The sequence below is a fragment of the Bradyrhizobium sp. 170 genome, from assembly GCF_023101085.1.
Classification (GTDB): Bacteria; Pseudomonadota; Alphaproteobacteria; order Rhizobiales; family Xanthobacteraceae; genus Bradyrhizobium.
The window spans coordinates 4,140,383-4,162,023 of sequence record NZ_CP064703.1 but is presented as its reverse complement, the minus strand read 5'-3'; the positions used below and the strand labels follow the sequence as shown (position 1 = coordinate 4,162,023).

21 protein-coding genes are annotated in these 21,641 nt (G+C 63.9%); 5 read left to right on the top strand and 16 right to left on the bottom strand.

Going from position 1 to position 21,641, the window contains the following annotated elements; all coding sequences use genetic code 11:
- Positions 1-87 precede the first annotated feature (87 nt).
- Entirely contained in the window at positions 88-345 is a 258-nt protein-coding gene (locus IVB05_RS19175) for a hypothetical protein (protein ID WP_247786170.1), read from the top strand.
- Positions 346-413: 68 nt separating this feature from the next.
- Positions 414-1,142, top strand: coding sequence for a hypothetical protein (locus tag IVB05_RS19170; RefSeq protein WP_247786169.1), 729 nt, complete (start codon positions 414-416; stop codon positions 1,140-1,142).
- A gap of 188 nt (positions 1,143-1,330) precedes the next feature.
- On the opposite strand, the gene IVB05_RS19165 is transcribed toward IVB05_RS19170, so the two are convergent.
- From IVB05_RS19165 to IVB05_RS19150, 4 genes are all read right to left on the bottom strand, one after another.
- Positions 1,331-3,223, bottom strand: coding sequence for an ATP-binding protein (locus IVB05_RS19165; protein ID WP_247786168.1), 1,893 nt, complete (start codon positions 3,221-3,223; stop codon positions 1,331-1,333).
- Positions 3,224-3,430: 207 nt separating this feature from the next.
- Complete coding sequence (locus IVB05_RS19160) at positions 3,431-4,498, bottom strand: extracellular solute-binding protein (RefSeq protein ID WP_247786167.1); 1,068 nt, start codon at positions 4,496-4,498, stop codon at positions 3,431-3,433.
- 238 nt (positions 4,499-4,736) lie between these two features.
- Positions 4,737-5,507, bottom strand: coding sequence for a gamma-glutamyl-gamma-aminobutyrate hydrolase family protein (locus IVB05_RS19155; RefSeq protein WP_247786795.1), 771 nt, complete (start codon positions 5,505-5,507; stop codon positions 4,737-4,739).
- A 123-nt stretch (positions 5,508-5,630) separates the two neighbouring features.
- Positions 5,631-6,359, bottom strand: a complete 729-nt coding sequence (locus IVB05_RS19150) for a hypothetical protein (RefSeq protein WP_247786166.1) — start codon at positions 6,357-6,359, stop codon at positions 5,631-5,633.
- A gap of 118 nt (positions 6,360-6,477) precedes the next feature.
- On the opposite strand from IVB05_RS19150, the gene IVB05_RS19145 reads away from it, so the two are divergent.
- Complete coding sequence (locus tag IVB05_RS19145) at positions 6,478-7,602, top strand: AI-2E family transporter (RefSeq protein WP_247786165.1); 1,125 nt, start codon at positions 6,478-6,480, stop codon at positions 7,600-7,602.
- A gap of 6 nt (positions 7,603-7,608) precedes the next feature.
- Here IVB05_RS19145 and IVB05_RS19140 read toward each other — a convergent pair whose 3' ends face one another.
- The gene (locus tag IVB05_RS19140; protein ID WP_247786164.1) at positions 7,609-7,911 is read right to left on the bottom strand and encodes an antibiotic biosynthesis monooxygenase family protein; all 303 of its coding nucleotides are present in this window, start codon (positions 7,909-7,911) and stop codon (positions 7,609-7,611) included.
- A 214-nt stretch (positions 7,912-8,125) separates the two neighbouring features.
- Between IVB05_RS19140 and IVB05_RS19135 the strand changes: the two genes are divergently transcribed.
- The gene (locus IVB05_RS19135; protein ID WP_247786163.1) at positions 8,126-10,279 is read left to right on the top strand and encodes a carboxypeptidase-like regulatory domain-containing protein; all 2,154 of its coding nucleotides are present in this window, start codon (positions 8,126-8,128) and stop codon (positions 10,277-10,279) included.
- Positions 10,280-10,290: 11 nt separating this feature from the next.
- Here IVB05_RS19135 and IVB05_RS19130 read toward each other — a convergent pair whose 3' ends face one another.
- From IVB05_RS19130 to IVB05_RS19100, 7 genes are all read right to left on the bottom strand, one after another.
- Positions 10,291-10,527, bottom strand: coding sequence for a hypothetical protein (locus IVB05_RS19130; protein ID WP_247786162.1), 237 nt, complete (start codon positions 10,525-10,527; stop codon positions 10,291-10,293).
- A gap of 163 nt (positions 10,528-10,690) precedes the next feature.
- On the bottom strand, positions 10,691-11,662 hold the full coding sequence (locus tag IVB05_RS19125; protein ID WP_247786161.1) for a tripartite tricarboxylate transporter substrate binding protein: 972 nt from the start codon (positions 11,660-11,662) through the stop codon (positions 10,691-10,693).
- Between the two features lie 61 nt (positions 11,663-11,723).
- Positions 11,724-12,797 (bottom strand): iron-containing alcohol dehydrogenase, encoded by a 1,074-nt coding sequence (locus IVB05_RS19120; RefSeq protein WP_247786160.1) that lies wholly within the window; start codon positions 12,795-12,797, stop codon positions 11,724-11,726.
- A 52-nt stretch (positions 12,798-12,849) separates the two neighbouring features.
- The gene (pdxA, locus tag IVB05_RS19115) at positions 12,850-13,908 is read right to left on the bottom strand and encodes a 4-hydroxythreonine-4-phosphate dehydrogenase PdxA (RefSeq protein ID WP_247786159.1); all 1,059 of its coding nucleotides are present in this window, start codon (positions 13,906-13,908) and stop codon (positions 12,850-12,852) included.
- On the bottom strand, positions 13,905-15,023 hold the full coding sequence (locus tag IVB05_RS19110; RefSeq protein ID WP_247786158.1) for a four-carbon acid sugar kinase family protein: 1,119 nt from the start codon (positions 15,021-15,023) through the stop codon (positions 13,905-13,907). The genes pdxA and IVB05_RS19110 overlap by 4 nt, the downstream gene beginning before the upstream one ends.
- Positions 15,020-16,489, bottom strand: a complete 1,470-nt coding sequence (locus tag IVB05_RS19105; RefSeq protein WP_247786157.1) for an FAD-binding oxidoreductase — start codon at positions 16,487-16,489, stop codon at positions 15,020-15,022. Before IVB05_RS19105 ends, IVB05_RS19110 begins: the two co-directional genes overlap by 4 nt.
- A 23-nt stretch (positions 16,490-16,512) precedes the next feature.
- Positions 16,513-17,436, bottom strand: a complete 924-nt coding sequence (locus tag IVB05_RS19100) for a dihydrodipicolinate synthase family protein (protein ID WP_247786156.1) — start codon at positions 17,434-17,436, stop codon at positions 16,513-16,515.
- A 130-nt stretch (positions 17,437-17,566) separates the two neighbouring features.
- Here IVB05_RS19100 and IVB05_RS19095 point away from each other — a divergent pair, with 130 nt between their 5' ends.
- A complete protein-coding gene (locus IVB05_RS19095; protein WP_247786155.1) occupies positions 17,567-18,415 on the top strand; it encodes an IclR family transcriptional regulator C-terminal domain-containing protein in 849 nt (282 codons plus the stop codon).
- 73 nt (positions 18,416-18,488) lie between these two features.
- Here IVB05_RS19095 and IVB05_RS19090 read toward each other — a convergent pair whose 3' ends face one another.
- The 4 genes from IVB05_RS19090 to IVB05_RS19075 all read right to left on the bottom strand — a co-directional run bounded on the left by IVB05_RS19090 (position 18,489) and on the right by IVB05_RS19075 (position 21,456).
- A complete protein-coding gene (locus tag IVB05_RS19090; protein WP_247786154.1) occupies positions 18,489-19,349 on the bottom strand; it encodes an EamA family transporter in 861 nt (286 codons plus the stop codon).
- 72 nt (positions 19,350-19,421) lie between these two features.
- The gene (locus IVB05_RS19085; RefSeq protein WP_247786794.1) at positions 19,422-20,036 is read right to left on the bottom strand and encodes a TetR/AcrR family transcriptional regulator; all 615 of its coding nucleotides are present in this window, start codon (positions 20,034-20,036) and stop codon (positions 19,422-19,424) included.
- A gap of 209 nt (positions 20,037-20,245) precedes the next feature.
- Positions 20,246-20,647, bottom strand: a complete 402-nt coding sequence (locus tag IVB05_RS19080; RefSeq protein WP_247786153.1) for a His/Gly/Thr/Pro-type tRNA ligase C-terminal domain-containing protein — start codon at positions 20,645-20,647, stop codon at positions 20,246-20,248.
- On the bottom strand, positions 20,647-21,456 hold the full coding sequence (locus IVB05_RS19075; RefSeq protein ID WP_247786152.1) for an aminoacyl--tRNA ligase-related protein: 810 nt from the start codon (positions 21,454-21,456) through the stop codon (positions 20,647-20,649). The genes IVB05_RS19080 and IVB05_RS19075 overlap by 1 nt, the downstream gene beginning before the upstream one ends.
- Between the last annotated feature and the right edge of the window lie 185 nt (positions 21,457-21,641).

Genomic DNA, 21,641 nt, shown 5'->3' with positions numbered 1-21,641 from the left:
TCCGAATCATGCTGAGCGCCCCGGCGTGCAACCTAACATTGTCCGTTCAAATTTCTGTCGCCCGGGCGCCACACCCAAGGAGAAACTATGGTATTCCACAACCAGGCGTTGGTTCCGCCGGCAAGACGCCGCTTCCTCGGCTCTTCGTCCATCACCTTGCGTGCGGCGCTGGAAGACCACGACAAGGACCCGCCCCAAGAAATGCGAAAGGCGCTTCCGATGGAAGCGCCTTTCGTTTTTGTGGCAGCCGTTACCGCTCGTGCTCAAAACAATTCGGGCTTCCGCGCGATCTCGCGGTTCCCGAATCCCAATGAAGTCAAAACTTCTCCAAAATCGTGGCGGTGATTGTCGCTTTTAGACCTCGCTGGCCGGGTACTGGTGCACGAGAGCAATAAGAGGGCGACATCACCCAAATGGCGAACAAAGACGGTTTCCCACTGGACGATCGTTATCCTGTCTTTCTCTCCGAGCAAGCCGAAGAAACCGGGCAGCCGGATATCGGGAAGGTTTTGGGCAGAGCGGCTATCTCGTCACGAATCCTCAAGGCAAGTATTTTGGTTGCAACGGCGACAGCGATCGGTATCGCGATCCTATCAGTGGGAGATCCAGTCGCGCTGGTTGCGGACATCACGGCTTCGTGGGTCGACAAACCGGCGCTTCAGCCTGACACGGATCCGTCGACGCCGGCAATTCAATCGATCGCCAGCACTCAGGATTTGCCGACGACGACAAGCGACGCGCCGGCGCGCGACGAAATTGCTGCAGCTGTTGAACCTGCCGATCAGGCTCAAACCGAGATCGGTCAGCCACCAACTGAAGCCTTGTTTAAGCAATTCCAGGCTTGGGCGGCCGAGGAAGAAACACGGGCACAGGTCGTGCCCATACAGCCCGTGCAAAATGCCCGGGCACAGGCTGTGCAAGATGCACCAGCACAGGTCCGGCCCGTGAAAAAGCACCGGCGGGTCCGGTCCGTCCAAAATGCGCGGGCAGAGATCCGGCACCAGCGAAATCCCCGAGCAAAGCTCCGGGAAGAGCAAAATGCACGGGAGCAGGCCCCGCCCGTACCAGACGCCCGGGCGCAGGAACAGCCCGTGCAAAATGGCCAGTTCCCGTCGCTCCTGCAAAGCTTCGGATTACGGTGACAGCAAGAGTAGCCCGGATGAGCGAAAGCGACCTCCGGGATTTTTGCTGGCCACCCGCATATCGCTGAGCTCATGCGGGCTACTTGCTGCATTGTCGTCGGGCGCGCATTCGCGCGGCCCGTTGGCTCGCAATGACGGCGAGGGCCGCAAGATTGAACTGACGTTACATCGCCCACGGTCGAAATCGCCTAGCCCGGCTTCGGCGGATTTTCCCTCAGAAAACGCTCAAGATCCTCCTGCACCGAATACGGCAGCGGGATTGGGTCGCCCATGTGGTCGATCGCGCGGTCGAGGCAGAGGCGCACCATGCGCGCGAGTTCGGCCTTGCGGTATGGCTTGGCGAGCAGCAGCACGCCCTGGCCGAGACGCCCGCTTGAATCGAAGGCGCCGAACGTGTGGCCCGAGGTGTAGAGCACCCGGAGCGGCCGGCGCAGTTCGGCGACCTTTTGCGCGAGCTGCCGGCCGTTCATGGCGCCGGGCATCACGATGTCGGTGAACAGAAGATCGAACGCTGCGCCGGAATTCACCAGTTCGAGCGCCTGCGCCGCGTTGGAAGCGGTGACGACCTTGTAGCCGAGACTTTCGAGACGGCCGGTGACGTGCGCCCGCACAACATCGTCATCCTCGACACACAGGATGGTTTCCGATCCGCCGCGCAGTTCGTCGTCTTCGGGCGGCGGAGCTTCGCTTGCCGGAAGCGCGTCCGAAGGCTCGACGTCGGCCTTCGGCAGATAGATGCGGAAACAGGCGCCCTTGCCCTCCTCGCCGTCGACCACGACGCCGCCGCCGGATTGCTTGGCAAATCCGAACACCATGCTGAGGCCAAGCCCGGTGCCGGTGCCGAACTGCTTGGTCGAAAAGAACGGCTCGAAAATCCTGTCGCGCATGGCCGGTGGAATGCCGGCGCCGCTATCGATGACCTCAATGGCGACGTAGTCGCCCGCGCCGAGATCGTCTACCTCCACGTCGCCTGCATGGCGCGTGAAATTCCCCGTCCTGAACAGCAGCCTCCCGCCATCAGGCATGGCGTCGCGGGCGTTGATGGCGAGATTGACCAGCGCCGAAGTGAGCTGGCTGCGATCGACCAGCGCCGGCCAGGCCTGGTCGCTCAACGCCGTCTCGATCTCGATCTGCCTTCCGAGCGTCGGCGCCAGCAGCTTGACCACCTCGTCGATCAGGGCATTGACGTCGGTCTCGAGCGGCCGCAACGGCTGCTTTCTGGCAAAGGCCAGCAGGTTCGCCGTCAGCTGCGACGCCCGGTCGGCGGCGTCATTGATCATCTTGGCGATCGACGTCAGCGCCGGATCATGCTTGACGCCATCGGCCAGGATTTCGATCGTGCCCGTGATCACGGTGAGCATGTTGTTGAAGTCATGGGCGATGCCGCCGGTCAATTGCACGACCGATTCCATCTTCTGCGCCTGGAACAACTGCTCTTCCGCGGCGCGTTTCGCGGTGATGTCCCTGACGAAGGCGTTGACGATGTAATCGTCACCGCGGCGCAGCGCCGTCAGCGACACCTCGGCGAAGAATTCGCGCCCGTCCTTGTGCAGAAGCGGCGTTTCGTATCGCCCTCCCGCGGCGTCGCCCGATGCCTCGCTCAGGAAGCGATCGACCCATTGCCGGTGCACGGGGCGCTGCGCTTCCGGAAAGACGAGTTCTTCCACGCTCCTGACGACCGCCTCCGCACGCGTCCATCCCATCAAGGCCTCGGCGTACGGGCTCCAGTTGAGGATGACACAGCGTTCATCGGTCTGGACGAAGGCATCGAGCGCGCTTTCGATAATGGCCTGCGCCATCTCGCCGTCGATCGGCGTCCGGTGAGCGAGCCCCTGCTCCCGTCCGCCGTGAACATCCGCAGCGCCAGTGACGCCGGGCAGCGCGCTCCGCCAAAATCGCGCAAGCCCGGCGACGACGGCCACCGCGACCACGCTGCCCAGAAGCGCCGCGGTGACAATCGTCGCCAGGGGCCCGCCCGGCGCGGCTTGCGTCGCAAAATAATAGGTCACTGCGCTCACGACGCAGGACGTCACGACGACCAGCAACGCCATCGCCAGCGCGAGCCGTCTTGGTTGCGTCATGGCCTCACCAGTCCGGAGATGGTGGATGACTTAGCCGACTTCCCGGACCCGATCCCATCTTTTCCGCCCCCGTAGAAGTACGGAGGACGCTTGATGCAGGCCGCCTTTATGATTCGTCCCGAAAGTCGGCCGGTTGCAAACTTATACAATGATTCCTTTCGGTTGCAAACGCTTCCGGCTTCTTTCCAGTCGTGGAGGATGCCGGCATCACACTCCGAAGATCTTGGCGTAGCGCGCCTTGATCTCCTCGCTTTGCGCCTGCACCTGCGCCGGATCGGCCTTGAGCAGTTTCAAGCTGGAAAGCGGGACGTGCCCGCCCTTCTCCTTGACCTCGCCGTGAAAGGAACGATGCGCAAAGACGTCGACCAGCATTTGCTGGGCTTCCGCGCTGAAGAAGAAATTCTGGAACAGCCTTGCCGCGTTCGGATTCGGCGCGCTGCGGAAAATGCCTGATGGAACGATGATCAGCGGCGATCCTTCGGCGGGATAGACCACTTCCACCGGCTTGCCCTGGTCCTTCAGCAGCACGAGATTATAATCATTGCCGTCGGCCATCACCGCACGCTCGCCGAGCAGGATCTTCTTCGGCGGATCGGCGGCCGATTGCACCTGCATGATCTTCTGCTGGGCGAGCTTTTCCAGATACGGCCAGCCGAGATCGCGCGCCAGCAGGAATGTCGTGGTCAGGATCGCGCCGCTGTAGCCGGGATGGGCCTTGACTATCTTGCCCGTCCATTTCGGATCGAGCAGGTCGGCATAGCTTTTCGGCGCTTCCTCGCGCTTGACGAGGTTGGTATTGTAGCCGATCGCCTCCGTCCAGGCGCAGGACGTCGCGTACATGCCGTCGGCATCGATCTGATCGGCCGGAAAATTTCTGGCGACGTCGGCGGGAAGGTGCGGCGCCAGCCAGTCGTTTTTCTTCCATTCGAGAAAATGCGCGGCATCAGTCGAATTGGCGACGTCGACAGCCTTGATGCCGCTGCCCTGCTCCTGCGCGATGCGCTGGAAAATCCGCTCCGCGCCGGAACGCTCGACGCGCACGGTGATCCCAGGATATTTCGCCTCAAAAGTCCGTGCCAGGCGCTCGGCGGTGTTGAGTTCAAGCGCCGAATAGAACGAAAGCTTGCCCTCCTTCTTCGCGGCCTCGATCAAGGCCGGCGTCACGTCCTCCGCCGGAGGGGCCGCGGCCTTCAGGGGCTCGGCAAACAAGAGGCTTGCAGCCGAAGCTGTCGATGCCTTCAGCAGTTCGCGCCTCGACCATTTGCGGTCCCGCATTGCATCCTCCCGGTATTTGAGGCCGTTGACCGGCCATGCTGTTGCGCAAGACGATAGCAGAAAGGATGGGGCTCGTTCCAGCCATCCCGCGAATGGCAGGAACGGCACTGTCAGTTGAATTCGTAGCCCGGCTGTAACCACCGTCATTGCGAGCGCAGCGAAGCAATCCATCTATCCCCGCATTTGCGGCATGGATTGCTTCGCTTCGCTCGCAATGAGAATTCAATCCGGCCGCGCCCTACGCCGCCCGCTTGTGCGTCTTCAGTGCCTCGCCGAACGCTTCGAACAGTTTTCGGTTGATCGGGTTGCGTTGCGGGTCGTACTCGGCGTGCCACTGGACACCGAGTGCGAAGCTCGCGGCGTCCGCGATCCGGATCGCCTCGATGGTGCCGTCTTCGGCAATGCCTTCGATGACGACGCGCTCGCCGGGTTCAAGGATGCCCTGCCCGTGCAGCGAGTTCACCCGGATGGTTTCGCAGCCGAGCAGGCTGGCAAACGTGCCGCCCGGCGTGAGGTGAACGTCGTGCCGGTCGGCAAACACGACCGTCGGGTCAGGATGGATTTCGCCGTTCTCCAGCCGCGGCATCCGGTGGTTCATGCGGCCCGGGATCTCGCGGATTTCCGGATGCAGCGAGCCGCCGAAGGCAACGTTCATCTCCTGCAGGCCGCGGCAGATGCCGAAGATCGGCACGCCGCGGGCGACGCAGGCCTCCGCCAGCGCCAGGGCTACGTCGTCGCGATGGATGTCGTAGGGCTCGTGCCTCTCATGCGGTTCGGTCTTGAAGCGGGTCGGATGGACGTTGGCGCGGGCGCCGGTGAGGATCACGCCGTCGACGACGTCGAGCAGCGCGCCGATATCGGTAATTTCGGGAGAGCCTGCAAACATCAGCGGCAGCGCCCCCGCCACATCGGTGACCGCGCGCAAATTGCGCTCTCCGACCATCTGGGTCTGGAAACGATTTTCAACGCGATAGGCGTTCCCGATCACTCCGACCACGGGCCGCGTCATCGCAAAAATTCCGTTGTCATCGTCCTGTGCGAGGATCTTCTGGGTTGGGCCATGATTGTAGAAGATAATGCCTGCGAGATCGTGCCGGATCAATATCCCGCTACTCTGCGCGGGGCTGCCCTGCTACTTACGCGTGAAAGCCTCCCCGGCGTCGATCGCCTCGACCCCGGGCAAGCCGGCCGCCCGGAGCGCCGTGGTCGCCGAATCGCCGGCACCACTCAGCCACGGCAATTTCGCCTGGATTCCGCGCGTCACCGGCTCGCCCAGCGCGCCGCCGAAATCGAGCGGCCAGAATCCGTTCGGCACCACTTCGGCGGCGAGCCCCTGCAACCGATAGCCCTTGCCGAGCACCGCTTCGGCATCGCCGGGCGGCACCACCTTCACGCTGCCGGGCGCGGCCGGATCGGCAAAAGTTACGAGCACCGGGACCAGTTCGCCCTTCACCGGCACGACGCCGGTCATCCGGCTCATCTCGCTGAACGGCACGCGCTGGCCGGCGGCAGCGTTATAGGCGCGCAAGGCGACGTAGTTTACGTCATCCAGCACGAGCTTCCCGTCGACATGCGCCAGCAGCGCAACGAGGTTCTTGCCCTGTCCGAGATCGACGAAGATCGCGTCGCCGAGGGTGCGGGTCTGGCCGCGGCGGGTGTAGCTGCGATCGGGATGCACGGCCATCACGCCGGAGGCCGATTTGCGCCCCTGCGGCGTCTCGACCTCGAGCGTCAGGCGATATTTATGGGCAGGCCGGTTGATTCTGATCTGGTCGCCGATCACCAGCGCCGCCAGCAGCGCAATCGGGCCGAACCATTTGAAGTTCATCTCATCCTCACCGGCCCGCCATATCAGATTCATGCACCGCTTGGCATACCGGAGCGGGCAGCGTCAAACCGGCGCGTGCGCTCCCGCTTGATCCCGGCCCGGTTTTGGCGAATGACTGGCGACGCAATATGTCTCACGAGAAGGAATCAACGTGACAGGTCCCGCTGACAATCGCCTTCAGGCCCGCAACGATCTGGCGTGGGCGATATCGGTCGGCGGCATCGGCGCGGTGCTGTTCGCCGCCCTGCTGGCGTTCACCTGGCACTTTGCCGCGACGCTGTTTCTGATATTTTCCGGCATCCTGCTCGGCGTCGCCCTCAACGCCATGAGTAACCTGCTCGGGCGCGTCGTGCGGCTGCCCCATGCGCTGCGGCTCACGGTGGTCTGCCTGGTGGTCGCCGGCATGCTGTCGGGCATCGTCTTTCTCGGCGGCACCACGATCGCCCAGCAGACGACGGCGTTGAGCAACACGCTCAAATCGCAACTCGTCAACGTCAAAGGTTTTCTGGAACGGAACGGCATCGACACCAGCTTCTTCGATTTCGGCACCGTTTCGTCGCCGTCGGATGATGCCGCGCCTGCAGCCGCGACGCCCGCACCTCACTCGCTTCCCAGCGCCGGCACGATTGCGGCCAGCGGCGGCGCCATCTTCAGCCAGAGCCTGAAACTGATCCTGGGCACCGCGAGCGCGGTCGGAAACTTCTTCATCGTGCTGTTTCTGGGAATAGCCTTTGCGACCCAGCCCGGCGTCTACCGCGACGGATTGCTGTTCATGGCGCCGGTCAGACACCGCGCGCGGACGGTCGCGATCGTCGACCGGATCGGCGAGACGCTGGAGCGCTGGCTGATCGCGCAGATCATCACCATGGTCGCGGTGTTTCTGGTGACCTGGATCGGGCTTTCGATCATCGGCATCCAGAGCTCGTTCATCCTGGGCATCCAGGCAGGCCTGCTCGCCTTCATCCCGACGGTCGGCGCGATCCTCGGCGGGCTGATCGTGGTGCTGGCCAGCGTCGCCTCGGGATGGGTCGCTGCCCTCTCCGCCTTCATCCTGTTCCTCGGCGTGCACGCACTGGAAAGCTACGTGCTGACGCCGATCATCCAGCGCCAGGCGCTGGATATTCCGCCGGCCACGCTGTTTGCGTTCCAGATACTGCTCGGCGTCGTCTTCGGCATCTGGGGGCTGGCGCTGGCGCTGCCCTTGATGGCGATCGCCAAGGTGATGATCGACCATTTCAAGGCGGAAGATCCGGTGGCCGCCATCACGACGGCCTGAACGGTGTCAGTCCGCCGTCGTCAGCACCGTCTCGGTGTGTTCGACCTCAGGCGGCGCAGCAAAATACTGGCCGACCAAAGCGCGCCAGGCGGTGAAATCTTCCGAACCACGGAAATCAACGGTGTGATTCTCGAGCGTTTCCCACTGCGCCATCAACCGGTAACGCTGCGGCTTCTCGATCGATTTGTGCAGCTCAAAGCCCTTGCCGCCCTTGGCGCGCAGAAACAGCGGACGCGCCTTGGCAACGGCCGCCTCAAAATCCTTCTCGGTGCCGGGCTTGACGTCGATTTGTGCGATTTCGGTGATCATCCGGGATGTGCCTTCTCATGGGAATTGGCGTGTCTAACCCAGACGCAGAAAAAGCAAAAGGCAGCGCCAATACGTTGCTGCGACGCACGCTTGCCGTTTGGGTGCACCGAGCATGACGAAATCGCGCGGGCGACATGCTCTCGCCTCAACCCTGGTTTGGTGTAGGCTTGCGCCAAACGAGAGCGGCAAGCTCACGGTCACGGGGAGAGATACGATGACTCTCGGTCGGATCCTGTTCTCTTTCACCTTGGCTGCGACAGAGGGCGTACTCGGCTTGACTGTCGCGTCGGCGCGTGCGCAGCAGGCAACGACAGTCGCAATCGACAATGACGATATCGGCGGCGTGGTAGCCGGACCCAACGGGCCGGAAGCCGGCGTCTGGGTCATCGCGAAAACGAATGAGCTGCCGACGAAATTCGCCAAGATCGTCGTCACCGACGATCAGGGCCGTTACGTGATCCCGGATCTGCCGCCGAACGTGAACTATTCCATCTGGGTGCGCGGCTACGGGCTGGTGGATTCGCCCAGGCTGCGCGCCAAGCCCGGCCAGCAGGTCAATCTCACGGCGGTACCGGCCCCGAACGACGCGGCGGCGGCTCATTATTATTCGGCGATCTACTGGTACACGCTGATGAAGATCCCGCCGGCGAAAGATTTCGGCGGCACCACCGATATTCCGAAGGAGATCACGCAGGATATCTGGCGCCAGCGGATGAACAATGTCGACTGCATCGGCTGCCATCAGCTTGGCCAGGAATCCACGCGCACGATCCCGGGCGCGTTCGGCGAATTCAAATCGGGCGAGGAAGCCTGGATACGCCGCGTCTCCTCAGGCCAGACCGGGGAATGGATGGTGAACCGGCTTGCGGGCCAGCTCGGCGGCGTGCCGTTCAAATATTTCGGCGACTGGACCGATCGGGTCGCCAGGGGCGAACTGCCGAAGTCCAAACCGCCGCGGCCGACCGGCATCGAGCGCAATGTCGTAATCACGTCGTGGGAATGGGCGACGGAGAAACATTTCGTCCACGATCTGATTTCCTCCGACCGGCGCTATCCGACGGTCAACGCCTACGGCCCGCTGTACGGCGCGAACGAATACTCGTCCGACGACATGCCGATCCTCGATCCGAAGACGCACAAGGTGACGTTCTCAAAAATGCCGGTCGCCGATCCCAATGCGCCGGAGTCGTTCGGCCCTCCGCTCCATGGCACGGCCGTCCTCAATCCGGTCAGCCCCTCGGCCTATTGGGGTGACGAGAAGATCTGGAGCCAGCGAACCAACAATCACAACAGCATGTTCGACAAGAAGGGACGCGTTTGGTTGGCGGCGGCGGTGCGCGGCATCGAAAATCCGGCTTACTGCCGGAAAGGGTCAGATCATCCGTCGGCCAAGGCCTTTCCGCTTGAACGTTCGGGGCGGCAAGTGACGGTGTTCGATCCCAAGACCCAGAAATACAACTTCATCGATACCTGCTTCGGCACTCATCACCCGCAGTTCGGCTACGATGCCGACGATACGCTCTGGGTCTCGGGAACCGGCCCGGTCGCCGGCTGGGTCAACACCAGGCTATGGGACGAGACCGGCGATGTCGTCAAAGCGCAGGGCTGGGCGCCGTTCGTGCTCGACACCAACGGCAATGGCAAGGTCGACGAATACACCGAGCCGGGTAAGCCGGCAGAGGCCGCCAAGGACATGCGGGTCGCGGGCTCAGGCCCTTACGCCGTGATGCCGCATCCGACCGACGGCTCGGTCTGGTACACCGTCAACGTGTTCGTCGGCCAGCCCGGCTTCATGCGCTTCGATCCCAAGACCAAACTGTCGGAGTTTTACGCCATCCCGAAGGAAGGCATCGGCGTCCGCGGCGGAGACATCGACAAGAACGGCGTGCTCTGGGGCTCGGGCTCGAACGGCAGCCTGATCCGCTTCGATCGCAGCAAATGCAAGAACCCGCTGAACGGGCCGAACGCGACCGGCAACCATTGCCCGGAGGGCTTCTCCTACTTCAAATATCCAGGCCCCGGCTTCGAAGGGTTCGAGAGCTCGAGCGCCGAGGCGAGCTATTACACCTGGGTTGATCACCACAACACGGTCGGCCTCGGCGAGAACATTCCGATCTCCACCGCCAACCTCAACGACGGTTTCGTGGCTCTCAAGGATGGGCAGATGGTGATGCTGCGCATCCCCTATCCGCTCGGCTTTTTCGCCAAGGGCCTCGACGGGCGCATTGACGATCCGGCCGCGGGCTGGAAAGGCCGAGGGCTGTGGAGCTCGAGCGGCGACCGCACACCCTGGTTGATGGAAGGCGGCAAGGGCTCAAAGCCGCGGGCGGTGCATATTCAGGTACGCCCCGATCCGTTGGCGAAGTAAAGGGTCAGCGGCTAGCCTAACAGCAGCACCGTGCCGGCGACCATCAGCGCACAGCCGACGAATAGGATGGCAGGCCAGCGCATTCTGCGCTGATCATAACGCCCCTGCGCACGACGCTCCGTGATGAGCGCCATCTCGAATTCTTCCGAGGTCGAGAACATGCAGCCAAAACCGCCTCGGGCCGAGGCTGCTGCCGCTTCGAGCGACACCAGGGCGGCCTGGGAATTTCGTCTGCGAGGTGAATCCATGGCGCAGATGATATGGACGGAATGGTAAACGGGAGGTTACCGCGCGATCTTCCCCCGGAGATCAGTTCAAAAGTATTGAATTAATCTCCGGAGCTATCGTCCTGTTTGCACGCGATGTTCCCGAAAGCCGGCGGTTTTCCTTATCCGCCCGTCCGGAGCATCTCTAGTCCATCTTGATGTTGGCGGCTTCGATGACCTTCTTCCACCGCGCCGTCTCCGATGCGATGTAGGCAGCAAATGCTGCGGGCTCCAGCGCTACGGCAACGGCACCGAGTTCGGCCATCTTCTGCACCGTCTCCGGCTGCTGCATGAAGGCCCGGATCTCCGTCGACAGCTTTTCGACGATCGGCTTCGGCGTCGCGGCCGGCACGAAGAAGCCGTGCCAGGCGACCGCCTCGAAGCCGGGCAGATGCTCGGCGACGGCGGGAAGATCCGGATCAAACGACGCGCGCTTGGGCGTTGCTGTCGCAATCAGCGCAAGCTTGCCGGTCCTCGCGTGCGGCAGAAGCAGCGGCACGTTGTCGAAGGCGAGATCGATCTGGCCGCTGAGGAGATCCGTCAGCATCGGGCTCGAGCCCTTGTAGGGCACATGCACCATCTTGGTGCCGGTCATCTGCTGGAACAATTCGGCCGCCAGATGCTGCGAGGTGCCGACGCCGGCCGAACCGAACGAGACCTTGTCCGGATTGGCCTTCAGGTAGGCGATCAGGTCCGGCATGGTCCGCGCCGCAATCTTGTCGGGGTTGACGACCAGAACGTTGGGCACGACGCTGATCTGGGCGATCGGCTGTAGATCCTTGTCGGGCTGATAGCTGAGCTTCGGACCATAGAGCGACGGGTTGATCGCAAGCGCGGATGTGCTGGCGAGGCCGAGGGTTAGTCCGTCCGGCGCCGCCCGCGCCAGCCGCGTCACGCCGACGATGCTGCCGGCGCCGCTGACATTCTCGACCACGAACGGCTTGCCCAGTTTCGCCTGAAGATGATTGGCGACCATGCGTGCGAAGATATCCGCGGTGCCGCCGGCGGAGAAGGGAACGATCACCGTCACCTGCCTGGAAGGATACGCATCCTCCGTTTTCACGGGGGACGCCGCCAGCAGCATCGCCGACGCAAGAATAAGCCTTATGAATCTCATCGAAGTTTCCTCTGCTTCTGCTTGTTATTGGTTTGCAACCGCCCCACTCTTGGGCGGCCGGCTAGAACGCCGTCTCGTACATCTTCAAAATTTCGTCACGGCTCAAATCGCGCGGGTTGTTGTCGAGCAGGCGACGAATGGCGTGGGCCTCGTCCGCCATGACGTCGAGATCGTCCCTGGGAACGCCGAGCGCAGACAATCGCATCTCGATGCCGAGATCGGCGCAGAAGCGATAGGTGGCATCGAACGCAGCCGCCGGAACGTTGCGCTCCGGCAGGCCGAGCGCATGCAGCACTGCGATGGTCTTCGTCGAGGTCGCCGGCATGTTGAACGCCAGCGTATGCGGGAAGATCACTGCGCAAGCGAGGCCATGCGCCACATGGTGCCGCGTGCCAAGCGGATAAGCCACGGCATGGCCGGCCGTCGTATTCACCGGGCCGAGGCAATAGCCGCCGTAGAGTGACGCTAGCGAAAGGCCCGCACGGGCTTCGCGATCACCGCCGTCGGTCACCGCGCGCCGCAGATAGCGTCCGACCAGCCGCGCGCCTTCGATCGCGTAAAGGTCGATCGCAGGATGCGCCTTGCGGCTGGTGTAGGCCTCGACGCAATGCGCCAGCGCGTCGACACCGGTGGCCGCGGTCACATCCTGCGGCACGGTCATCGTGAGGTCGGGATCGACGACGGCGATATCGGCCAGCATGAAGCGGCTCTGCACCGCAAGCTTGTTGCGGCTGGCCGGATCGGTCACGAGCGCACGGGTTCCGGCTTCGCTGCCGGTCCCCGAAGTGGTCGGAATTTGCATCAGCGCGACGCTGCGGCCCGCAACCTTCTCGGCGCCCACGATGTCGGCAAAGGCCGCTTCACCGGTGCAGAGGACGGCCACCAGCTTGGCGAGATCCATCGCGCTGCCGCCGCCGAAACCGACGATGAGGTCGGGCGCAATATCGCGCGCCATCGCCACCGCCTTTTCGAGGTTGGGCAGATCCGGTTCGGGCTTCACGTCGCCGAATACCTTGACAGCCCGGGGCAGTGCCAACTGATCGACGCGGCGCGCGTTGAAGGGATCCGAAATCACCAGCGGCCGCTGCGCACCGATCCGCTCCGCGAAGCGAGCCGCGGCAGCAACGTTCCACACCCGAACTCGACGACGGTGGGACGGAGGATCTCGATCGGCGTGAAGGAATTGGTCATTGCGCGTCCGGTCTCATTGCTTTGGAGCTTGCGGAGATGCCGCCGGCCAGGCGCTCGGCGTAATCGATGGCCTCGATCAGGCTGTGCTCGTTGGCAATGCCCTTGCCTGCGATGTCGAAGGCCGTGCCGTGATCGACGGAGGTGCGGATGATCGGAAGCCCGAGCGTGATGTTGACGCCCGAAAGCTCCTGCCAGCGGCCGGTCGCGGGATCGACCTGGAAGCCGAGCAGTTTTACCGGAATGTGCCCCTGGTCGTGATACATCGCGACAACAGCATCGAACTGGCCGGCGCGCAGCTTGACGAAGATGGTGTCGCCCGGCACCGGCCCGACGACATCGAGGCCATCTGCGACCGCCTTGGCGATGGTCGGCGCCGAAACGTCGATATCCTGCCGCCCGAACAACCCGCCCTCGCCCGCGTGCGGATTGAGCGCGGCAACGGCGATCTTGGGGCGCGCGATGCCGAGCCGGCGCAGCGCGTCGTCGGTGAGATCGATCACCTGACGGAGCCGCTCCGGGGTCAACCGCTTCGGTACATCCTCCAGCGCCACATGGGTCGAGACATGGCTGACGCGCATGTTGCCATGGGCCAGCAGCATCACCGAGCCGCGCACGCCGGTGAGATGCGCCAGCATCTCGGTATGCCCGGGATAATGGTAACCTGCCTTGTTGAGCGCCTCCTTGTTCAGCGGCGCCGTGACGATGGCCGCGGTCCGGCCGGCCTGCGTCAGCCGCACGCCCTGCTCGATCGCCTTGAACGCAAACCGTCCACCATCGGCACTCAGGACGCCCGGACGGATCGGCGCGCCTTCGGCGTCGGCCTGCAGAAAACAGAGATTGGGCCAATCGCTGTCTTCGGCGTTCACCTGCGGTATAGCGAGGCTGGCGCCGAGCGCAGCCTTTGCCTCGGTCAACGCGGCGCCGCTGCCGATGATCAGCAGGCGCAGATCGCCCTTTGCGATCCTGTCCTGCAATCCGATGCAGGCCTTGACGATGATCTCGGGTCCGATCCCGGCCGGATCGCCCATGGTAATTGCGAGATGGCGAGAGGTCATGTCGGGTTCCCTGTGTTGAGCAATTGATTGTCCTGGAGCAGGTCGCGCCACAGCTCCCTTGTACCAAATGCTCCGGATTTTGAGATCACGTCGACACCGGCCCACCGGCCGCCCTGCAAAATCGAGCGCGGCAACCCCGGCACGAGACGCCCGGCGACCTGCAACGCGTGCGCACCGAGCGCGACGCAGACGGCCTTCAGGGTCTCGCCGCCGGCGACGATCAGCGTACCGGGAGGATCAATCGCTCCGATCAGCGTGGTCATTTCATGCGCGATCCGATGTGCCGCCTCTGCGCGCGACAATCTCCCGGACAGCGAAAATTTCACCAGTGCGACACCGTCATCGGCGAGCTTGCGGTGCACCCGCGCCGCACCTCCGGCGTCGCGTTCGGCAAGCGCGATAGTGGCCTCGCCGCACGCCTCAAGCTGGGACGCGGTGACGATCTGATCGGATCCGAACAATCCCAGCACCGGCTTCTTCAGATGGCGCGGTACATCGGCGCGGCTGCCGCGCGCCAGTGCACCGGCCAGTCCGCCGCTCCCGCACCACAGGACGGGCGCGGCCAGGCGCCGTCCCATCTCGACTACGCGATCGAGATCCCGGTCGCTTTCGGCATCGAAGACCTGCACGCCACCATGAGACAGCGTATCGGGCCCGCCTTGCCGGGCGTCGATATTCACCGCTTTCAATTGCGCCAGCAGATTCTCGCCGACCGGATACCAATCGCCATCCGGCGTTCGCGCGAATTGCTGACCGTCGCGGGTGCGGCGCCCCTGATAGTCGAAGGCCGGCGCGACGACGCAGGAGGCCCAGCGGCCGCTGCGCAGGCAGGCGCCAAGTTCCGCCGCCCACGCACCGCGCAGCAGGCTGTCGACTTTCTTGTAGGCGATCGTGCCCTCGCCCTCGCGCAGCAGCGGCGCGAGATGTCCGACGATCTCGGCGCTCTCAGCCCTTGCGAGCTCGCGTGTGCCGCTGTCGATCGCAAGGCTCGGCGCGCTGTTCGCCGAGAGCGCCTCGCGCCAGGTCACGTCGAACGGTCCGCACAGCCCGACGAACTCGGCCGCGGTGTCGAGCGCACCGGTCAGGTCGTCGGCAAGAAGGCGGATGCTCGTCATCGTGATGCCTCTCCTGCAGCGGCGGTCACGCGACGCTCGGTCGCGAAGATCTTGTCCGGATTCATCAGGCCGTTCGGGTCGAGCAGTTGCTTGATGCCGCGCATCAGGTCGATATCGAGTGGATCGGCCACGCGCGCGAGCCGGCCGCGATTGGTGATGCCGATGCCGTGCTCGGCGCTGATCGCGCCGCCCTGCGCCGCGGTCTCGTCGTCGACAATCTCGTTGATCCGCGCCACCAGCGCGGCGGTCGTGGCTGGGTCATGGCAGCGATCGCGGTCGATCAGGGCGACCACGTGAATATTGCCGTCGCCGATATGGCCATGCATCACCACGCGCGCATGGGGAACGGCCGCCCTGATCCTGGTCTCGACATTGGTAGCGAACGCGGCCTGGTTTTCCAGCGGAACCACGCTGTCGTGCGACACCACGTAACCGCTGCGCTTGTTGCCTTCGGACACGCTGTGCCGCACCGCCCAGATCGCCTTGGCCTGGGCGAGGCTCGATGCTAGCACGGCATCCTCGGCCAGGCCTGCATCCATCGCCTCCGAAAGCACGGCGGCGAGCGGCTCGTCGAGGTCGATCCCGGCCAGCGTGTCGGTCAGTTCGACGATCAGGTACCACGGCGTGGTGAGCTCGAAGGGAATGGCGACATGCGGCACGGTCGCAGCGATCGCCTCGATCTGGCTGCGTGACATGATTTCGAGGCTGCCGAGCCGGTCGCCAACGGCACCGCGCAGGCGCTGCATGATCTGCAGGGCCTGCTCGACATCATGCAATTTGAGCAGCGCCAGAGCCGAGCTGCGCGGCGGCGCAAACAGCTTCAGCACCGCCGCGGTGACGATGCCAAGCGTTCCCTCCGCGCCGATGAAGAGCTGCTTGAGCGCGTAGCCGGTGTTGTCCTTGCGCAGCGCGCGCAGGCCGTTGAAGATGCGTCCGTCCGGCAGCACCACTTCCAGCCCGAGCACCAGATCCCGCATCGGTCCGTAGCGCAGCACCGCCGTGCCACCGGCATTGGTCGAGATGTTGCCGCCGATCTGGCAGGAGCCCTCGGCCCCGAGGCTCAACGGAAAATAGCGGTCCGCCGCCGTGGCCGCGGCCTGCACCTCGGCGAGGATGCAGCCGGACTCCACCGTGATGGTATTGGCGAGCGGGCTCACGTCGCGCACGCGCCGCATGCGGTCAAGCCGGATCACGACATTGAACGCGCCGTCATCCGGCGTGGCGGCGCCGCACATGCCGGTGTTGCCGCCCTGCGGGACGATCGCCAGCCGCTTGTCGGTACAATAGCGGACAACCGCCGCAACCTCGGCGGTCGAGCCGGGCTTCACGACCGCAACGGCGCGACCGCGATAGCGTCCGCGCCAATCCACTACATAGGGCTCCTGATCGGAGCCGGAATCGATGACGTGATTGTCGCCGACCAGCGCCGCCATTCCGGCAAGGACATCCTGGATGGACTCGGACATCAGATCGCCCCGTGTTCACGCCGCTAGGCGTTGACGGCAGCAGACGCGCCAGCGTCCGCAAGCAGCTCTTTCAGATGCGCAGCCGGCAGAGACTCCAGCGGCGGCCGGAGGCGTTGCCATCCGGCATGGCCAGTACGCTCAGCGACCAGCGCCTTAAGCGATGCCATCTGCGGGAAACGTGAGACGAGCTCTCGCGCCTTCACGATGCGCGCCTGCGCGGCAGCAAGAGCGGCGTCATCGTCACGGTCGCGGAAGTGCCGGTAGACGTAGGCGAGATCGCGCGCCACGAGATTGGAGGTCGCGGTGATGCACCCCGCGCCGCCCTTGCGCAGCAGCGGCAAGAGCAACGGATCCGCGCCGGCCAGCACCGCAAAGCCCGGAAAGCGCTCGACCATCGCGGTCATGTTGGCGAAGTCGCCCGAAGAATCCTTGATTCCGATAAAGGTCGTCGGATAGGCCGCGCGCAGCCGCTCGATCAATGCATGCGAGATCGGCTGCGCCGACATCTGCGGAATATGGTAGAGCACGATCCGCAGCCGGGCATCGCCAAGCCGCTGCACGACTTCGCTGTAGGACGCATAGACGCCGTCGTCGGTGACGCCCTTGTAGTAGAATGGCGGCAGCATCACCACGGTATCGACGCCGACGGAGAGCGCGTGGCGTGTCAGCGCCACCGTTTCGCTGAGCGCCGCGACGCCGGTCCCGGGCAGCAGCCGGCTCGGCGCGATGCCATCCCGCACGACCGCCTCGAGCAGCGCGGTGCGTTCTGCAGCCGAGAAGGAGTTAGCCTCGCCGGTGGTGCCGAGCAGCGCGATGCCATCGCAGCCCTCACTCAGGAGGTAGCGGCAATGCGCGACGAAACGCGCGTGATCGGGGGCGAGCTCGGCGTCGAGCGGCGTCAGCGCCGCACTGAACACGCCATGAGGATGCAGGGACGATGTTGACAAACTTCCTCCGATCGCCGAAAAAGCATTGTTCGGAATGCGAACATTTGTTGTATTTTATGCACCTTCGTAAGACCGGGCCTGCGCCGCGTCAAGGGCCACCGACCGTCGTTATTGCAAAGCAGGTATTGAGATGGCCAAGGCACGCAAAGCACCCGCCAAGCGCGCGCCCCCCACACCGCCGAAGAATCCCAAGAACTACGTTGCCTCCGTCGGCAAGGCCTTCGCGGTGCTGCGGAGCTTTTCCAGCGAGGCCTATGAATTGACGCTCAGCGAGATTGCCGCGCGCGCCAATCTCGATCGCGGAACGGCGTTCCGCCTGATCCAGACCCTGACTGAACTCGGCTATCTCCAGAGCATTCCGCAGAGCCGCCGGTTCCGGCTCGGCGTCGCCTGTCTCGATCTCGGCTACACGGTGCTATCGGGCGGAACGCTGCGCGCTTTGGCCGAGCCGTTGCTGCGCGACCTCGTGCCGTCAGTGAGCGACGCGGCGTCACTCGGCGCACTCGATGGAGGCGACGTGATCTATCTCGCTCGCCTCGGCACTGGCCTCGACCGCCACAAGATGGACCGCCGGCCCGGCACGCGAATTCCGGCTTACAGTGCAGCCCTCGGCCATATCATGCTGGCGCACCTGCCGCGCGACGAGCAAATTCGCCGTTTGGAATTGCGGCCGCGCATCAAATTGTCGGAGCGAACGCTGACCGACCTCGATGCCCTGCTCGACCGGCTCGACCTGGTCAGGCAGCAGGGCTACGCGGTTTCCGACGGCGAAAATGCCTATGGTCTGCGCACGCTGGCCGCGCCGATCTTCAGCGCGCAAGGTTCGGTAACTGCCGGTTTGAGCGTGACGGTCGATGCGACACGCATGGATATGGCCGCCTTCCGCGACCAGGCCCTGCCCCAACTGATGCGTGTCGCGGCCGTCGTGCAGGAGCTCGCGATCAAGGCCGGCCTGTCGCACCAGGGTGCGTACTCATAAATCGAGATTGATTGGTGCGGGCTTGACCAATATCCGCTATGCCCCGAAAGTCGCCACGACGCGCCTTCCGGGTTCAAATTGGTCGAGCGCTCGGTCTTACTTGTGTAATGGCGACGCCGGAGATCGCGAGCAGCCCACCGACAATCAACTTTGGGGTCATGCGGTCGCCAAGGAACAACACGCTCGAAATCAAGGCGAACACCGGAAGCAGCAGACCGAAGGGTGCGACGCGGCCCATGGAGCATCGGGCAATCAGCCAGAACCAAAGTCCGAACCCAACAATTCCTCCGATGAAAATTGTGTAGGCGAGTGCCAGCCAGCCACGTTCATCCGCCGTGACAAGGCTTGCCAGTTGTCCATGTTCAATGAGTAACGACATCAACATGACCTGAGGCACCGTGAGCAGCGACGACCACCCCATCAACATCAGGGGATCAAAAGGGCCGTAGCGTTTCGTCAAGATGTTGGACACCGCGAATGCGAAGGCTGCCCCGACCACAAGCAGCAGCGGAAGCGCGTGTGCCGACAGGCCAGGCTCCGCTGCCAACACGACCACGCCGACGAATGCCGTCACCACTCCGGCGGACGTGGTGAGAGACGGCCTCTCCGCGAGCAGCGGCCACGCCAGCAGGACGGTGAAGGGCGTGGCGAGTTGATATGCGACGGCCGACATGCTTCCTGAGCCGAGCCCAAGGCCAACATAGAAGAGCCCGAAGTTCAGTCCACCAAGGAAAATCGAAATAGCTGCGATAGGGCCGAACTGTTGACGCGAAGGCCTTTTTACGAACGGAACAAGCAGAAGCGCGATGGCCAGGAAGCGCAGTGCGAGGAAGAAGAGAGGCGGAAACTCCGCAACGCCCACTTTGATCTCCACGAACTGGTAACCCCAGAGCAAGGGAACGGCCACCGCGCAGACGATCTGGATGGCAGACATGGCATCTTTCCTTTCAAGACCGATCAGTCTATATATCGGCGCGCGCCAATAGCGGAGGCGTCCATGGGTTGTTTACCTAATGAAGCGGTCGAGAAGAGCGTCAGCGGTGGCTTGCGATGTGATCCGTGTCGGCGCCGTTTTGCCGACCACTCGCAGCCCCTCAACGAAACAGACGAGAATTCGGGCGGCACTTGAAGGCTCAACGCCATCGGCCAACTTGCCCGCCGTCTTCGCACGGGAAAGTGTATGGGCCACCTTGGCCTCCATGGCTTTGAAAAAGCTGGCGATGCGACGGCCAACTTCAGCATCCTGGCCGGCCAGTTCCATGGCTGTGGCCACCAGCAGGCATCCGCGCCGACCACTGGCACCGGTCGTGCGGTCAACGTAGCCGGCAAGGTAGGCCCGCAGGCCGTCGACCGGCTCTCTGCGGGGGTCAAGTTCGATATCCATCCGTGTCAGGGCATCGGCAATGTAGCGATCAAGCGCACGCAAGAAGAGCGAGTGCTTGTCACCGAAAGCGGCGTAAAGGCTGCCACGCGAGAGCTTTGTCGCGCGAAGAAGGTCCGGGAGCGCCGTGGCGTGATAGCCGCGCGACCAGAACACACCCATCGCGCGTTCGACAGCGGCTTCCACGTCAAAACTTCGGGGGCGGCCACGGGGCAACTGCACTGGTGTTTGGTGGCTCATTGCTAACATATAGACCAATTGGTCTTTAAATCGCAAGTGACCGCTTCGGGTCAAAGGACCAAACTCCGCATCGGCAGCGAAATGAATCGATGTGCAGGCGACATACCGCCTCTTCCTATGGCCCGCTTGCCCAGGATCCTGCGTCCGCGGGCGCTGCGCCAACGCCGGCTGGCTAGGGATCCACCGATCGGCGTGCGCCTGAGGCACGTTTACAAGGCTTCGGCCATATTGGCGCCCGGCCGGGCCCTCGCCTGCAGGCGGGACACCGCCTCGGCCAGCGGAACGTCGGCCTGTGAGCCGTCGCGCGCGCGCAGACTCACCCGGCCGTCCCTCATCTCGCGCCCGCCGACGATAGCCATCACCGGCACCGCCATTTCATGCGCCGCCACGATGCGCCGCGAAAGGGTATCGGCGCCGTCATAGGCAACGGCGCGGATCCCGGCATCCCAAAACGCCGTCAGCACGTCCGCGCCGTATCCGGCCTGGTCTTTCGAGATCGGCGCAACCGCCACCTGGTCCGGCGACAGCCAGAACGGAAGCACGCCGCCATGGTGCTCGAGCAGGATCGCGATCATGCGACTGAGCGATCCGAAGATGGCGTGGTGGATCATCAGGGGCCTCGCACGGCTGCCGTCGGGGGCGACGTAGGACGCCTCGAGCCGCTGCGGCAGCACGCCGTCGAGTTGCACTGGCCGCACTGCCAGGATCGTCCCAGCCGGTCGCGCAGCGCAAATTCCAGCTTCGGTCCGTAGAACGCGCCTTCGCCGGGGTTGATCTGAGGCGCGAGGCCGCATTGCCGCGCGGCATCGCCGAGCTTCGCCTCCGACCAGTCCCACGTCGCGTCGTCGCCGGCGCGCACCGCTGGCCGCGTCGCCAGCGCCACCTCGTAGTCGGGAAAGCCGAGGTCGCGATAGACCTCGTCCAGCAGGGCGATAAAGCACGCGACTTCGCCCTCGACGTCCTGCTCGCGGCAAAACACATGCGCGTCGTCCTGCTCGAAGGCGCGCGTCCGCATGATGCCGTGCAGCGAACCGGACGGCTCATTGCGGTGGCAGGCGCCGAACTCGGCATAGCGGATCGGAAGCTCCCGCCACGAGCGCAGGCCCTTGTTGAAGATCTGCACGTGGCACGGGCACGACATCGGTTTCAGCGCCATCGCGTGCTCGCCGTCGTCGACCCGGAACATGTGCTCGCCGAACTTGTCCCAGTGGCCGCTGCGGCCCCAAAACTCCTTTGGCAGCAGCTGCGGCGTCCGGACCTCGGCATAGCCGGCTTGGCGCATCTTGCGCCGGAGATAGTCCTCCAGCACCCGATAGACCGCGTAGCCGCGCGGATGCCAGAACACCATGCCCGGCGCATCTTCCTGAAGGTGCCAGAGCTTGAGCTGCACACCGAGATTTCTGTGGTCGAGATCGTCCATAGCTGTAATCCTTGCGAGGGGAAAAAGCGCGGACGGGGGACCATCAAAAACAGAAAAGGCCCCGTCCGTCACCGGCGGGGCCTTTTCTGGCTGAAGTACGCTTGTCTCTAGCGCGCACGACCAGAAGGCGATCCGCCGTAAGCGGTCGCGGTGGTGGTCAATGCGGCTGAGAGAAGCTTATTCAT

Coding starts and splice junctions, on each gene's coding strand:
- IVB05_RS19175 (WP_247786170.1), top strand. CDS start 88: ATGGTATTCCACAACCAGGCGTTGGTTCCGCCGGCAAGACGCCGCTTC.
- IVB05_RS19170 (WP_247786169.1), top strand. CDS start 414: ATGGCGAACAAAGACGGTTTCCCACTGGACGATCGTTATCCTGTCTTT.
- IVB05_RS19165 (WP_247786168.1), bottom strand. CDS start 3,223: ATGACGCAACCAAGACGGCTCGCGCTGGCGATGGCGTTGCTGGTCGTC.
- IVB05_RS19160 (WP_247786167.1), bottom strand. CDS start 4,498: ATGCGGGACCGCAAATGGTCGAGGCGCGAACTGCTGAAGGCATCGACA.
- IVB05_RS19155 (WP_247786795.1), bottom strand. CDS start 5,507: ATGACGCGGCCCGTGGTCGGAGTGATCGGGAACGCCTATCGCGTTGAA.
- IVB05_RS19150 (WP_247786166.1), bottom strand. CDS start 6,359: ATGAATCTGATATGGCGGGCCGGTGAGGATGAGATGAACTTCAAATGG.
- IVB05_RS19140 (WP_247786164.1), bottom strand. CDS start 7,911: ATGATCACCGAAATCGCACAAATCGACGTCAAGCCCGGCACCGAGAAG.
- IVB05_RS19135 (WP_247786163.1), top strand. CDS start 8,126: ATGACTCTCGGTCGGATCCTGTTCTCTTTCACCTTGGCTGCGACAGAG.
- IVB05_RS19130 (WP_247786162.1), bottom strand. CDS start 10,527: ATGGATTCACCTCGCAGACGAAATTCCCAGGCCGCCCTGGTGTCGCTC.
- IVB05_RS19125 (WP_247786161.1), bottom strand. CDS start 11,662: ATGAGATTCATAAGGCTTATTCTTGCGTCGGCGATGCTGCTGGCGGCG.
- pdxA (WP_247786159.1), bottom strand. CDS start 13,908: ATGACCTCTCGCCATCTCGCAATTACCATGGGCGATCCGGCCGGGATC.
- IVB05_RS19110 (WP_247786158.1), bottom strand. CDS start 15,023: ATGACGAGCATCCGCCTTCTTGCCGACGACCTGACCGGTGCGCTCGAC.
- IVB05_RS19105 (WP_247786157.1), bottom strand. CDS start 16,489: ATGTCCGAGTCCATCCAGGATGTCCTTGCCGGAATGGCGGCGCTGGTC.
- IVB05_RS19095 (WP_247786155.1), top strand. CDS start 17,567: ATGGCCAAGGCACGCAAAGCACCCGCCAAGCGCGCGCCCCCCACACCG.
- IVB05_RS19090 (WP_247786154.1), bottom strand. CDS start 19,349: ATGTCTGCCATCCAGATCGTCTGCGCGGTGGCCGTTCCCTTGCTCTGG.
- IVB05_RS19085 (WP_247786794.1), bottom strand. CDS start 20,036: ATGAGCCACCAAACACCAGTGCAGTTGCCCCGTGGCCGCCCCCGAAGT.
- IVB05_RS19080 (WP_247786153.1), bottom strand. CDS start 20,647: ATGATCCACCACGCCATCTTCGGATCGCTCAGTCGCATGATCGCGATC.
- IVB05_RS19075 (WP_247786152.1), bottom strand. CDS start 21,456: ATGGACGATCTCGACCACAGAAATCTCGGTGTGCAGCTCAAGCTCTGG.